Raw genomic sequence first — 14615 nt, 5'->3', positions numbered from 1 at the left:
AGACTAAAATCGCTTATATGTCTAGGATTCCCATTTATGTTCTCAAAATGAACAAATTCAATTAGATATCCCTATAATCCTTCCAGACAATTTGACAGCTCGCACATTCAGAGATGTTTGCAAATACGTGTTTACCGTAGTACTCAAACTTCGCATAAGTTATTGGTTCTACTCCTTCAACGTCTTTAAAGCCTAAGCGCTTAGTACAAATTTTGTGAGATATAAGACCTGTAGTTTCTGCAATAGCCGCAATATACCCTTTTTCACGAGCTATAATTTCTGCCGTCTTTGTCAATGGAAGTGATAGTCCTGCATATTCTTTATAGACACCCACCATAAATATATGATACAACTCACCTAGTTTAACTGGATATTTCTCCTTATATCTAGTATCAAGAGCCTCCAATAGTTCAAAAATAGGTAAAAACTTCGGTGAAATAGTCTCAAGACTTGCTGGGGGTTCGGTGATAAAGTCTTCAGCGATTAACACACCTACTACTTTCCCGGTGATATTATCAAGAGCTACTACTGAAAGCTTATCCGAAACGGCTTTGCGTAAAAAAATGCCAGCAAAGTATTTAAATTCTTCTAATGTAATGTCCAAAGCCTTTGTCATGGGTTCTCCAAAGTAAAAAGTGCTGGAAATACATTCAATAGCACTTTTTAAGTTATCTTCAGCAAGAATCTGGTAGCTAATATGCCGCAAGAGTGATACTGATGGCACTAGTATTGTTTGCATTCTTTTCTCTGTTTAGTAAACTAATTACAAATTTTTATGAAACCAAAACGCTGGGTGTTAATGACTTTGCAATGTCATTAAGCTGAATTATTGTTTGTAGGATATCTTCCTCAGTAGTGCGAGGGTTTATTGTACACATGCGGATAACTTTACGTTCTTTAAGTACTGTAGTACTGAGCATTGCAAAACCGCTACTAACTATTTGGTTTACGATTTGCTGGTTAATGGCATCAATCGAAGTATTGCATCTAGTTGGAATATATCGGAAAGTTACAATTCCAATCGAAGCAGAACTAACAACTTCCCAATCTGGTAATTGCTGTAATAAATGCTCGGCAACTTCAGCAAGCCTCATCCCCCAGGAAATAGCCTCACTAAATGTTCCTACTCCAAATGCCTTAAATGACATCCAAAGCTTCAATGCTCGAAAACTGCGAGTTAGTTGGGTGCCATAGTTACAGTAATTGATTTCGTCTTCTGCGGTTTGGTTAACATCATGAAGATACTCTGGCATGATACAGAAAGTATCTTTCAAAGTTCGCTGTTCACGCACGAGAAGACAGCCTATTTCATAAGGTTGAAACAGCCACTTGTGAGGATCAATTGTTATAGAGTCTGCGCGTTCCAATCCTGCAAGCTTCTTTTTCCCCATCGAAGTGAGAACTGTAGCTGCACCAAAAGCACCATCCACATGCAACCATAAATTTTCTGTCTGACAAAAGTTTGCTAAATCTGCTAGTGGGTCAATTGCTCCAGTGTTAGTCGTGCCAGCATTAGCAATTACACAAAAAGGGATATTACCTTGTTCACGGTCACAAGCTACCTGATTCCAGATATCTTCCATCAATAAACGATAATCTTTATCACACGGAATTGACCGTAATTGATGTGGTGCAAAGCCCAGTATTTTCAGCGCTCGAATAATTGATGAATGAGTTTGGTCAGAAAAGTAGACAACAGCCTTATTTATCCGGTCATTGAGCTTGATATGGCGCGCGGTAGCAAGTGCCGTAAGATTAGCCATCGAACCACCACTAACAAACAATCCACCCGCGCTTTCTGGTAAACCACAAAGTTGACGCAACCAATCGATAGTTTCCCGCTCGATTTCTGCGGCACCTTTACCTACTAACCACGTACCTGCAAATATATTAAAACCAGATACAAGAGTATCAGCCATAACACTGACAAAATTGTTGGGGCTAGGAACAAAAGCGAAGAATCGTGGATGGTCAGTATGTACTACTTGATTGAGAATATTTTTTTCAAGTTGTTGAATTATACACCTGATATCCGTTCCTAAATAAGGTATTGATTCACGTTGTCGCCCTAACAGTTCTTCACGTTCAAGGGTCTTTTGAATAGGAAGCTGTTTTGCGAGCTTTTTTACCACAGGTAAACTGTGTAAGTTCTCAAAGTGTTCGATTACTAAATCGATAATTTGGTTAGATAACGCACGCATTTCTGACTGAGACAACTCTAAGTTTTTCGATGTTTTTTTTGGATTCATACTGTTAAAACGCAGATTGCATAAATGTTTGCTATTTTTTGCATCACAAATACTTGCCAATTGCATAATCTACAACTAGCTTTGTATTCAGCTTCAAGTTACTTTTTGCGCTTTCTACAGATATCTTTAAAAAGCGTCAAAAAAGTAATTTTTTTAACAAGAAGCTAACATAACCATAAACAGTTAAAATCCGCGTATATCATAGCGTGAAGTAATAGAGTACATATTGGCTAATAACAACTAGAATACTTTCGTCGTTAGTAAAATACTAGTAGCATACTTTACTTTGACAATATAGTATTGCAGTTTACACTTCTTACCAAGCTATTAGATGGCTAGTTGCTAGCACTATAATTACGTGCAGATCTCTTTTTTTTATGTATTGTTTCACTGACTGCTCCCAACACCATTGGTTGTTTATTGGTGAGTATTGCTTATCCACTGGAGCAAGCAAGCGTGCAACTAGTCTCATAAACCACTTTCTCTACGTATTTATACATAATTATACTTGCTTAATAATTAAAGTTCCGGAAATTTTCTACTTTATTGAGTATTTTCCCTGACTACATAGTTCTAACCAACATTCCGTACTTCAGAATATCGCATGATGTATTACAAAAATACTTATAAATGGCAGTCAATAAAAATATTTATTAGTTTCTAAATCCGTTTCATGCCCATTGTACCTAATTAAACTTGTTTGTTTGACAGATAGTAGATTACTTCGAGACCAATGGCTACTCCTACCATGAATATTAAAACCCAGACAGTTTGTGGGTCTCGAAGCAAAGCAAACCAAATTAACATTCCTAGTGCCGCCAAACATATGAGAGCACCTAAAAGTGAAATCCACTGCTTGCTATGAGTATAACGATGCATACGAGCATTAGCTAAATTAACCGCAGCAAATATCAGGAGAAACCCGGCACTACCCATCGTTGAGATATGATTTACATCAAAAAAATTGGCGATGAGTAAAGTAATACCACTAGTAATAAATAGACCAATGGAAGATTGGTCTATGCCATTTATTTGGCTGCCATCAAAACCCCTAGATTGAGCAATAATAGAGCTAAAACGTCCGGAACTGTAGAGTGTTGCGTTACTAGCTGAGATAGTTGATAACAAAGCAGCAATAGTAATCAAAACAGATCCAAATTGCCCCATAGTTGATTTGGCAACCTCAGCCAAAGCATACTACATTCATCAATTAAACTTATATTATGAAGCTGTGAATATTGGTTTTGAGCTATGACGGTCGTAAGTGTAGCGTTTCAGAACATCTAACAGTATGACATCGACAACTAGACTAAGCAGTAAAAAACCACCCAGCAGCACTGAGTTCATAAAACACAACCATTACTACATTCAAAACTAATTTGCCACCTCTTCGGGCAGGTGCCTACCTTTACGATTGTGCCACCAAGCATACAAAGGGCTAGCTATAAAAATACTCGAATATGCTCCCATTGTAAAACGGCTCTTCCGTACTTTACGTGCTAAATTTGAATTTAAATAGATAATTATCCTTTAAAATCAAGGTTTACAGGCACTTATAGATGAAATTTAATGAATTTGATATTTATAAAAGTAATAGTAGCTCGAAGATAAGCACAGCAAGGATTTAAACCTGATTTTTCAAAAAATTTAGCACGTAAAGTACGGAAGAGCCACTTTTTCTTATAAGTAAGAAAATCTTTGAACTGAGCTACGTCTCTTGGAGACAACTCGACCCAACTAATGTTAGACCACTCTAAAAAATATTTTAAGTCCTGACGGTAAGCTTTCTCACTCTTGGGCGCCAAACTCCGAGCTTGCAAAAACTCCTTGACTCTTAACTCTCGAATATCAGTACTTTCTGATGGTGGAGCAATCTTCCCCCCATCCAACGTTGTTAGCTTTGGCTCAGGTATATCTCTCAACGGCATAAAGTACTTAGTGATAAATTTATTACGTACATATTCCAGATAACATAAAATACTTGGTATCGCAAAGCAACAAATTCATATTGTCAGGGAGTATTAAATTTGATATGTGGGCAAGCCAAAAACTATTTTATAGTTAAATTAAACGCCTTCAATACATCTGTTGGAGTGTTCGGGTTTTTTGCTACAGCTGCTCTTATTTCCATGTCCAAACTGCAAGCAAGCTCTTGCAATACTTCGGGTGGAGTTTCAGGGTTTTGTGCTTGTTGACGCTCATTCATTCGATTTTGCTGTGTTAACGATTCATAATTAAACTGTACACCTCACTTTTACGAAACTAAATGTCTCCTGTTACTATTCGTACCAGTAACTCAACTAATGCTCTAGAAACAGGCGCCGCTAAAATATGGCAGTTGTTAGTGGGTGTAAATCAATATGAAGATAAAAACATACCTTGCTTAAATTATTCAGCTCAAGATTGCCAAGGTTTAGCAGATGCTTTACAGCAAGCGACACAGGGATTTCCACAAAAGCAGGTGATGGTTCATCATGATTTTGCTGCGGAACTTCCATACTTAGAAGCAGTTCACGACAGTTTACGAAAAATTGCTACCTCGGCAAAACCTCAAGATACGGTGATATTTTATTTTTCTGGGCATGGAATTATTGATAGTACCGCGCGCGTAGTCCTTTGTTTACAAGATACGCACAAGGATAATTTAGGCGCCACAGGTTTAAGTTTACAGGAGTTGTTACAAACTCTCGAAAATTGCCCAGCACAGCAGCAGGTTGTTTGGTTGGATGCTTGTCACAGTGGGGGAATGACTTTATTGGGCGCCAAAGGAGATAGCAAAAACGAAGAAAATCCTACGAACCAATTAGTAAATTTGTTGCGACAACGCGCGGCTAAAAGTAAAGGGTTTTATGCTTTGTTATCTTGTGACCAAGACCAACTATCTTGGGAGTTTCCAGAATTGGAACATGGATTATTTACGTATTATCTTATGCAAGGGTTGCTTGGTGATGCAGCAGATGTAGAAGGTGTAATAGATGCAGATGGTTTATATAAGTACGTTTATCAACAGACGCTTTCATATATAGATAAGACAAATCAACAATTAAGATTAATTAACCAGCAGAACCGAGGTATTGGAATTACTGAAGCTTATCAGGAATATTCTCTGCAAACTCCTAAGCGAATAGTTGAAGGGGTAGGGCAATTGATTTTGGGTTTAAAAAGTAGTAAAGGTAAACAGCGTCCTTTACGAAGAGCTTTAGTTATTGAGGGACTTCCACCTAGTGATGCTTGTCAAGGAATTATTGAAATACTACGTACTGATGGTAATTTTGACGTAGACTATTTATTTCAACCAGCAACATCGGTTGATTTACGTTCTAGTATAAGTAAACTATTGGAATTGGAACATGGCGCAGTTTTGTTGTACCTGCGCGCGAGTCTTGAAACAACACCTGATGGTGAAACATTACTGGCATTATCTTCAACTCTAAAAATGACTCGTTCGTGGTTAAAAAAACAGTTACAAAAAATACCAAATACACAACAAATTATTATTTTAGATTGTCCAAATTTAATACAGGAATGGGTAGAGACGTTACATGTAACGTCTATACATCATAATAATAAAGGACAATGCGTAATTGCCGCATCACCCCAAGAAAATTTAGAACAATTTACAAATATTCTACTTAATACTTTAAAACAAAGGCGCCATGCATCGGGATTAACAGCAGCAAGTTGGATTACTCAATTACAAATCGAGTTAGCTTCAAATATTAAAGCATACTTTTGGTTATGGGGAACAAAAGGCATTATTGAAATTCTACTAAATCAAACATTGTTCACACATGACAAAGTAAATATAGAAGATATATCTTTAAATTTTGGCACAAATTACCAAAAACTACACGATTTACTCAAATCTGGAAAATGGCAAGAAGCGAATAACGAAACAACACGCATTTTACTTGAGCTTGCTAATCAAAAAACCTATCTGAAGTCAGAAGATATTAATAATTTACCTTATCAAGACGTTCATACTATAGATAGTCTATGGGTAAAGTATAGCGGTGGACGTTTTGGTTTTAGTATTCAGAAGCAAATTTGGGAAAGTTTAAAATCAACCAAACCTAACGATTACGTTTTAGCAATGGTAATTGGTAATGATAATGTCAAATTTGGGGAAATAGGTATTGATTTTGCTAACCGTGTTGGTTGGAGACTTAAGGATAATTGGTTAGATTATGATTGTTTGAACTTTAGTTTAGATGCTGCTATTGGGCATTTACCGTTCTTTAGCTTTACTGAAAACCCTTGGAGAGTAAAAGTTCTAGGGATATGGGAATTTAATAGCATGATTTTAACTGCTCGCTGGTGGCAGGAATGCGTATGTTTATTTAATTGCTTAGATAATCCCTAGATTCAAGATTGCTCGAAGCTAAACATTATTTATTACACATCGCTCTTTTGATAGATTGAGGTCTATAATTCCATTATTAAAATATAATTTAAATGTTACTAGTTGTACAAATAATTAATTAGATTATATCAAACTTTTTGAATTCAATGATAAGTAACAACAATTACTGTTAAATATTCAAATATTAGTGACTCTAATAGAACAAGTTTTAATCAGAGTGTTATGAGTATCGACGAACTTTTATTGAGATACAAATCAGGCGAAAGAAATTTTAAGGGCGTAAATCTGATTGGTAGTTATCTCAATGGTGTAGATTTAAGTGGGGCAAATTTACACGGCGCCACAATTTGTGAAGCAGATTTAAGTCAAGCAAACTTAATGGGTGCTAATTTAACCGAAGCGTCACTTGTTGGCGCAAATCTTAGCGGCGCCGACCTCAGCGGTGCAAATCTAAGTGGCGCAAAATTATATGAAGCAAAACTTACTGGTGCTGTGTTAAATAAAGCAGAATTAAAAATGGCACATTTAATAGATGCAGATTTAACGGCAGCTGAATTACTTGAAGCAAATCTTTACGGAGCATACACCATTGGAGCAACATGGGACGGCGCCATAATGCCTGATGGAAATATGTATGAGTAAATAAGCATAAAGAAATAGGGTTTCGTAGAGACGTATAAACCAGAGGTTTTCCCGCAGGGTATTAATCACGTCTCTACATTTTTACAATACTCTAAAAATAAATGGGTAACGGAATGGTTCATCAGGTTGGGTAAAACAGTGTAGCAGCGCTACAATTGTAAGCCCCCAGTGAATGAGAAATCCAAGTGCAATAAGTGGGAAGAGTAAAATTCCACCAAGTCCAAAGGTAATAAAAGATAAAATACCAATTGGCACACCAATAACGGTTGCCCAAAACCAAACGTTAAAATGGAAGTTTATCGATTCTTTGGCGTTACTTCTAACTACTGGGTCATCGGAAACAAAATAAATTGCAATCGGAACACCTACCGATAAAAACGTTGTACTAAAGAAAATTGCCCCATGACACAGACAGGATAACAGTTTGCGTTTATCAGAATCGTATGAAGTTTGCATCCTGACAGCTCCTCTATTTGTTTTCTTAAATTAATTGTAACGGGCATTGTCGTAAACCCAGTAGTGAAGCTTACCGTACCTGAACAGTTTTTTGGCTTTTGCTTTAGATAGCTTAATTTTTCTCCCAAATCAAACCAGTACACAGGCGCCGAAACATGGTAATCTCGGTTATGTGTAGTAGCTCTGGTATTATGGACTCATCAATCGAGCAAATTGAGATTGAACTACGTGCGCGCGAACTCAATATCCGCAAAACAGCCTTAGATAAACTTGCTGTTATGAAAGCTGATATAGCCGTACCAGTTATACTTCGTCTTTTGGATGACAAAGACTTTGCGTTACGTCGTTTGGCTGTAATGGGTTTGGGAAATCACAAAAGCGAAGCATCACTACAAGCACTACAAAGAATTATAAATACAGAGAAAGACGATAACGTGCTGTCAGAAGCTGCTAACTCCATATTTGAATTTGGTGAAGTTGCTATTCCTACGCTCGTTGAACTATTTGAACGTTCGAGTAACTGGTTGGTGCGTCAAACGGTTATTTCACTGCTCGTCGAAACCGAGTACTATGAAGCTTTACTCTCAGTGGCAAAGTTAGCACTTGAGGATGAAACTCAAACCGTAGTGGAAGCGGGAATTTTAGGGTTGGGTCAAGTTCTTAAATCCAAAATATCTAACCAAGCTTTAGATATACTCGCACAACTGGCTCTAAGTGAAGATTGGCGAACTCGTTGGAGGGTCGCAATAGCTTTACAATATTCCCAAGACGCGCGTGCTAGAGAGTTAATAACCAAACTTCAACAAGACGAACATTATCGAGTAGTTGCCGCAGCGCTCGAAGTCGCATCTAGCAGGGAAGATTAATCCGAATCTAATTAGAATCTTCATAATATAAAGTAACCCTAAATCTTGCGTTCAAAATTTATTAGGTTTAAGATAGCGCGGTTTGCAATTATACAGATGCGACGCTTTGCTTATGCATCATAATTGCTTGTATATGTAATTCCCTATAGTGATTCATTTAAAAAAATGGCAATTTTCTTTTCAGAAACGCGCGATATAGAACTTACACAAATTGTTCTGCTGTACAAAGCGAACCGTTGGTCTTCGGTGATGAAGCCACACTCATTACACCAAGCCTTGCTAAACTCTCATTATCTCGTTTCCGCGTGGGATGATAGGCAGTTAGTTGGTATCGGTAATGCTATTTCCGATGGTTTTTTAGTTGTATACTATCCACATTTATTAGTACACCCAGACTATCAAGGACAAGGAATAGGCAAGAAGTTGGTGGAAATGTTGAAGTCACATTACGAGGGGTTCCATATGCAAATGCTAGTTGCTGACGGTGAAGCTGTTGCTTTTTATGAAAAGTGTGGGTTTAAGAAAACTGGAAATACTCAAGCCATGTGGATTTATGATAGTAATGAGCATTAGGCGCCTAATTCACCCTTATGCGATAGTTTTTATTTATGTTTAGTCATTTTTCATTCGATATTATTTCGATATTTTATAGCATTATCAGTGTTGATACTATTTTTCGTTTAGCAAAGAATTGGAATTCCGTTTGGGATGATTCTATAACAACAAAAGACAAATTATTAATTCAGCGAACAGCCGCTTTTATTTTAATTCCGGTTGGAGTGTTTCTACACGAACTCGGACATGCAGTTGCAACTTGGCTATTTGGTGGAGAAGTAAGAGAGTTTCAGTGGCGAGTTTTTTGGGGTTACATTGTTCCAGTTGGAAATTTTACTACAGAACAAATTTGGTGGATAGCATTTAGTGGTAATTTAATATCGATATTACTAGGTATTATTGCTATCTTGGCAATATTTTTAGTTAAAAAACAAATTTTAAAAGAATTATTTTATACTTTTGCAAGTGTTGAATTGGTTTACTCGCTAATCTTCTATCCAATTATTTCGTTTACTGGTTTTCGTGGAGACTGGGTAACTATTTATGATTTTTCGATTCAACCATACGCACAAATAACGTTTGTTTTACATGCAGCTTTGTTGTTAGGTTTTTGGTATGGTCATAAAACTAAGTGGTTAGCGAAGTATTTAATCAATAATGCTAAAAATCAACAAGCGTGCGTAGTTATTGAAACACCAAGGATAATATTGCGTGAATTTACAATGGCAGACGTAGATGAATTAGCACGTATTCTAAGTAAAGAAGAAGTAATGCTATTTTCTCCTACTGGCGCCATATCTACTGAGCAAACAGCAGCCAAAATACAAAGTTATATCGATTCATATCAACAGCATGGGTACGGGAAATGGTCAATAATTCACCGTGAAACAGGAAAATTAATCGGGTACTGTGGAATAGCCTTAGAACAAATAGAGCAAAAATACGAGAATGAACTAGGTTATAGATTTGACACTGATTTTTGGCGCCAAGGTTTAGCAACCGAAGCTGCAAATCATTGTTTAAATTATGCATTCGATACATTGCATTTAGAGTATTTACTAGGTATAGTCGAGCCAGAAAATCAAGCTTCTGTAAGAGTGTTACAAAAAATAGGTATGGAATTCGTCAAAGAGTCCCTATGGGGCGACAAAATAGTTCATATATATAAAGTAGATAGAAAAAATACCTTATCTTAAAAAAGAGAGCAAATAATGGTTAGACCAATTCGCATTCTTCTACAAACTACAATTCCCACTACTGAAGATGATTGGAGTATCGCTCGTTTCTCAATGCTACAAGGTTATCTAGCATCGTTACGTGATGAAGCGGGAAATGCTTTGTTTGAGGTATTTGGACGTGATAGGATAACAGATGCTGAAGGTAACGACCCGATACTAAGCTCGCTTGACCAATCTGACTTTGACGAGCTTTGGTTATTTGCCTTAGATGTTGGTGGAGGATTAAGCGAAAAAGATATAGCAGGTATTAATGCATTTCGTCAACGCGGTGGTGGTATATTGACAACGCGCGACCATCAAGATATGGGATGTTCGATGTGTGGCTTAATAGATATTGGTGATACTCATTACTTCCACACCAAAAACCCCGACCCAGATACAGCGCGTTTAATTCGTGATGACCCGTATACAGCTTATATTAATTTCCCCAACTATCACTCTGGCGCCAACGGTGACTATCAAAAAATAACCGTACTTGAACCTATCCACGAACTCTTTAAAAACCCCAACTCACCATCAGGGTTTATAGAATACTTTCCAGCACATCCACATGAGGGAGGTATCGGGGCGCCTGCAAATAATAAATACGCGCGTGTAATAGCAAGAAGTAAGAGTAAAATAACAGGACGCGACTTCAACTTAGTAGTAGCCATCGACCATCATCAAGACAGCGCAGGAAATAATTTAGGACGTGCCGTTACAAACTCCAGTTTCCATCACGTAGTAGATTATAACTGGGACATTGAAAAAGGTTGCCCCAGTTTTGTCGATGAACCACCCGGAAACGGAATGAAAAATGAACCGCGCGCGCTAGACGACATCCACGCTTACGTCAAAAACGTCGCATTGTGGTTAGCAGGATAAAGCAAAATAGTAAATAATTATATATAGGACTTACAATACTGTCACAATCAAGAGTCGGTGCGTGACGCTATAAGTCTTATATCTACACTGAAATTTCCTTATAGCGTCACGCACCCTACGGTTTTTATGTTTCACTCGCGTAAGTCTTGTTAAATTAGAATAAATATTATAAAACCAACTTGTAATAGATATACGACTATGCCATCACCATTACCAGGCATGAACCCTTATCTAGAAAATCCAGAGTTTTGGTCAGAATTTCACAGTCGTATGATTGTAGCAATTGCTGACGCACTAGATGATAGCCTCAGCAGAAGTTACCGCGTTGCTGTAGAAAAGCGTGTATACCTCAGTGATGATGGTGATAATGTACTACTTGGAATTCCAGATGTATCTGTTACTGCTTCTTTACAAAGTACAACACAAACAGCTACCTTACAACTAATTACCCAACCGCTTAATATTGAAATTCCAATTGCAGAGGAAGTACAAGAGCGGTTTTTGGAAATTCGTGAAGGCGCCACTGGAAATGTGATTACAGTTATCGAACTAATATCGCCAAAAAACAAGCGTACTGGTGAAGGACGTAGTACTTATTTACAAAAACGACAAAAAATCTTAATTAGTGCAACTCATTTGATTGAGATAGATTTATTGAGAGGTGGTGAAGCTTTTCCAATGAACGGCGCCGCTACTTCCGATTATAGAATTATGATTAGTCGTAGTTATCAACGCCCAAAAGCACAACTATACGCATTTAACTTGCAACAAATAATACCAAGTATTCCAGTTCCTTTACGTTTTGGTGAAGATGAACCAGTTTTAGATTTACAATCTTTGTTGCATAAAGTATATGACCGCGCGAGATTTGAGCTAGGTATTGATTATAAACAAGCTTGTACACCTAAACTGTCTAAACAAAATGAAGCTTGGTTACGAAGTATAATTTTGTAGGATTGGGTAATAACCGCCAATCTCAAATTTCTCTGTGTCTCTGTGGTAAGAAAATCTTAAAGATGCTTCGTTCACTACTCATGACAAGAGTGAGAAGTATAATTCTTGTGGGGTGAGCATCCAAGCAAACACCCTAGCTTCTGGAACGGGCAAGGATGCCATTGGTGTCAAGTTAAGGTTGGCGCCCATACGTCAACGATAGGTTTTGTGATGAACGAGGTATAAACATGAACTTTTTGCAAAATTTTATACTTAAGCTGCAAGCGATGCAGATAAAAAAAGTACTAATAGCCGCTCTTCAAGTTCATTTTTTGTTCCTTTCAAACGCAAATTTTAAGCATAAATCCTTATTGACGTAGTAGGTTTTAGCTTAACTTGACGCTAATGGCAAGGATGCCCACTCCACATTCCGGGAGAAGTAAATTTTTGGAAGTCCTTCTAGCGCATTCCTAATTTATCCATCACTTTCCATAAGTTACGTCGCCTTTGATGGTCAACTTTCCAATTTTTAAGTAAGTTATTATAATCTTCCGGCGCCAGTTCCAAAAGTGCTGTCATCCATTGTCCATGTTGAGTATAATCTGAGCCTTGCGAGTCTTCTGGTTTTGGTACAAAGTTTTTTAAATGCGTTTTCCAATAAGTTATTACTCTTTCCCACAAATCTGTTGGTGCATATTGTTGTAGGTAAGTTCGCCGAGAAGCATCATCCGGCGCCGATAAATCTTTTGGTCGAATTACTACTTGATAAAATTTGGGGTAAGGTGGTTTACCTTGATAGTGTATCTCAGCTAAATCTTTTGTTAGCAAACGCAAAACATCATATTCCTCACCCAAGTCTCTTTTATCCCCAGATAAATTATCTAACCAGTGCGTAATTTGCTGTTGAAACCAAGTAGCTCCTTTTTCAGGGGTTACAATGCTATCTAGTAACCAATGTAACCACCAAATATCAACCGTTTTAGGTGTTGCATAATATTGATAATATATTTTTGGTTTTGCAGATTTTATTATATATTGGCGCCAGGATTCAAACAAAGCTTGGCGTGTATTATCTGAAACAGGTATTTCAGTAAACGCTTTAAACATACTTGACCAATTTGCACAACAGTCAAAAGCAATTTGCTGAATTTCCAAAGCATTTACTCGTTCAGTGTCTCCTAACTTTTGAACTGTTTGCTGATAATAGTCAAGTAAAGTTTTTTCGTCTCCCCAACGCTCGGCACCGTAATGGAATCCACCAAGAATTGTATATAATAATGAAGTTTCTGGCGCCCAAGGATTCTTCACTTGTTGTATTTTTAACAACGCATTGAAAGTTTCGTGAATTGCAGCAAGACTTTCTTGATATTCCCGTTTAGCTAATAAATCCTCAATTACTATCAAACCATTTTCCCATTGCTGCGGTATAGTTTCCCGAAGATTATCTATATATTTCTCTGGTGCATAACTTTGAATTGCCTCCATATAAAATTGATGCCAAGGAGAGTGAGCATTTTCTAGTACTTGTTTCCACATCGAACTCTCTTTACTAGCAGTTATTCCAGTTAAAATTAACTGTTTTTGTGTATCGGGTAACTCTAAACAAAATTCAACAAGAGTGTCTTCTTCTAAAACTACATAAGAAAATTTTTCTTCCCATTCTCTTATTTTTTGAACAAACCTAAAACCATTTTCTCCTTCTTCCTGTACTGATAACCATTCCCACTGCAATAAGCAATTTGTGATAGCGGGTTCTAAAGGAATACCATTATGAATATCCATCCAGTCAGGTATACCGTTTGATATTTCACTTTCTGCTTCCAATAAAGGTAAAGCAAAACCATCATCATGATTAAAACCATTTTTAAAAGCGCTTTTTACCAGTGGTTTCATCCTTTCGGCAACTTCTTCTAAATCTTCTACCAAGGTGCAATTATCAAAGTAAGGTTCTTCCCAACGCGCTTCTTGAGCTATATATTTTCCTTCTTCCTGTGCTGCCTCATCAATAATATCATTCCATTCTTGCCACAATTCAGACCATGTTTGGGCTGCTTTTGCAAGCGAAGTTAGTGGTGCTTTACTGGTTGTTGTCTGCTCAACTGTTTGAGATGAAGTCATTATTTGGCTTAAAGTCTCTTGTGTATTGGGTTGGAGTTGAGCTAAAGCAGTTAAGCGCTGTTCTTCAGATAAAGTAGCAAATAACACATCAAGTAACTGAGAAATTTCATTTTCGGTTAGTGCTTTAATAACGTGCGAACCAAGGGGAATTTGTGATTCGACATTACCAGTAGAAGTGCTTTGATTCTTTTTCGGCATCTTGGTAGAACTCCTTTCACATTATATATAAAGCTTATTTGAAGGGGAAACTATAATTATTACTGTGAAGCATTATTTAACATTCGAGAGTTTCAAGCGTCAGGGGGTAAGACCTATCGTTCGCTCCTATATC

The 14615-nt window shown here is 37.3% G+C and carries 15 protein-coding genes; 7 read left to right on the top strand and 8 right to left on the bottom strand.

Translation table 11 applies throughout. The features are described 5' to 3' along the window. Positions 1-61: 61 nt before the first annotated feature. From AC2JBO_RS01610 to AC2JBO_RS01585, 6 genes are all read right to left on the bottom strand, one after another. Positions 62-739 carry a hypothetical protein gene (locus AC2JBO_RS01610; protein WP_496951870.1) on the bottom strand — a complete coding sequence of 226 codons (678 nt, stop codon included), beginning with the start codon at positions 737-739 and terminating at the stop codon, positions 62-64. Positions 740-773: 34 nt separating this feature from the next. Next, on the bottom strand, positions 774-2249 hold the full coding sequence (locus tag AC2JBO_RS01605; protein WP_496951869.1) for a pyridoxal phosphate-dependent decarboxylase family protein: 1476 nt from the start codon (positions 2247-2249) through the stop codon (positions 774-776). A gap of 690 nt (positions 2250-2939) precedes the next feature. Continuing rightward, entirely contained in the window at positions 2940-3416 is a 477-nt protein-coding gene (locus AC2JBO_RS01600) for a hypothetical protein (protein ID WP_496951868.1), read from the bottom strand. Between the two features lie 54 nt (positions 3417-3470). Next, positions 3471-3596 (bottom strand): hypothetical protein, encoded by a 126-nt coding sequence (locus AC2JBO_RS01595; RefSeq protein ID WP_496951867.1) that lies wholly within the window; start codon positions 3594-3596, stop codon positions 3471-3473. Positions 3597-3802: 206 nt separating this feature from the next. After that, positions 3803-4177, bottom strand: a complete 375-nt coding sequence (locus AC2JBO_RS01590; RefSeq protein WP_496951866.1) for a phage integrase N-terminal SAM-like domain-containing protein — start codon at positions 4175-4177, stop codon at positions 3803-3805. Positions 4178-4299: 122 nt separating this feature from the next. Beyond that, positions 4300-4455, bottom strand: coding sequence for a variant leucine-rich repeat-containing protein (locus tag AC2JBO_RS01585; RefSeq protein WP_496951865.1), 156 nt, complete (start codon positions 4453-4455; stop codon positions 4300-4302). A gap of 60 nt (positions 4456-4515) precedes the next feature. On the opposite strand from AC2JBO_RS01585, the gene AC2JBO_RS01580 reads away from it, so the two are divergent. Both AC2JBO_RS01580 and AC2JBO_RS01575 read left to right on the top strand, forming a co-directional pair. Then, positions 4516-6612, top strand: a complete 2097-nt coding sequence (locus tag AC2JBO_RS01580; protein ID WP_496951864.1) for a GUN4 domain-containing protein — start codon at positions 4516-4518, stop codon at positions 6610-6612. A 222-nt stretch (positions 6613-6834) separates the two neighbouring features. Then, the gene (locus AC2JBO_RS01575) at positions 6835-7254 is read left to right on the top strand and encodes a pentapeptide repeat-containing protein (protein WP_496951863.1); all 420 of its coding nucleotides are present in this window, start codon (positions 6835-6837) and stop codon (positions 7252-7254) included. Positions 7255-7335: 81 nt separating this feature from the next. Here the strand turns inward: AC2JBO_RS01575 and AC2JBO_RS01570 are convergent, their stop codons facing one another. Further along, positions 7336-7710, bottom strand: a complete 375-nt coding sequence (locus AC2JBO_RS01570; RefSeq protein WP_496951862.1) for a DUF4870 domain-containing protein — start codon at positions 7708-7710, stop codon at positions 7336-7338. A gap of 155 nt (positions 7711-7865) precedes the next feature. Between AC2JBO_RS01570 and AC2JBO_RS01565 the strand changes: the two genes are divergently transcribed. From AC2JBO_RS01565 to AC2JBO_RS01545, 5 genes are all read left to right on the top strand, one after another. Next, positions 7866-8576: a HEAT repeat domain-containing protein gene (locus AC2JBO_RS01565; protein WP_496951861.1), complete on the top strand. Its 711-nt coding sequence runs from the start codon at positions 7866-7868 to the stop codon at positions 8574-8576. 165 nt (positions 8577-8741) lie between these two features. Next, positions 8742-9149 carry a GNAT family N-acetyltransferase gene (locus AC2JBO_RS01560; protein ID WP_496951860.1) on the top strand — a complete coding sequence of 136 codons (408 nt, stop codon included), beginning with the start codon at positions 8742-8744 and terminating at the stop codon, positions 9147-9149. A 35-nt stretch (positions 9150-9184) separates the two neighbouring features. Continuing rightward, positions 9185-10327: a M50 family metallopeptidase gene (locus AC2JBO_RS01555; protein ID WP_496951859.1), complete on the top strand. Its 1143-nt coding sequence runs from the start codon at positions 9185-9187 to the stop codon at positions 10325-10327. A 15-nt stretch (positions 10328-10342) separates the two neighbouring features. Next, a complete protein-coding gene (locus AC2JBO_RS01550; protein WP_496951858.1) occupies positions 10343-11233 on the top strand; it encodes a hypothetical protein in 891 nt (296 codons plus the stop codon). Between the two features lie 198 nt (positions 11234-11431). Then, positions 11432-12187 (top strand): DUF4058 family protein, encoded by a 756-nt coding sequence (locus AC2JBO_RS01545; protein ID WP_496951857.1) that lies wholly within the window; start codon positions 11432-11434, stop codon positions 12185-12187. Between the two features lie 438 nt (positions 12188-12625). Here AC2JBO_RS01545 and AC2JBO_RS01540 read toward each other — a convergent pair whose 3' ends face one another. Further along, a complete protein-coding gene (locus AC2JBO_RS01540; RefSeq protein WP_496951856.1) occupies positions 12626-14482 on the bottom strand; it encodes a hypothetical protein in 1857 nt (618 codons plus the stop codon). Positions 14483-14615 lie beyond the last annotated feature (133 nt).

The organism is Calothrix sp. CBUCES-K 9914 (assembly GCF_059640475.1).
The sequence above is the reverse complement of the archived record's forward strand: the minus strand, read 5'-3'. Positions and strand labels throughout refer to the sequence as shown.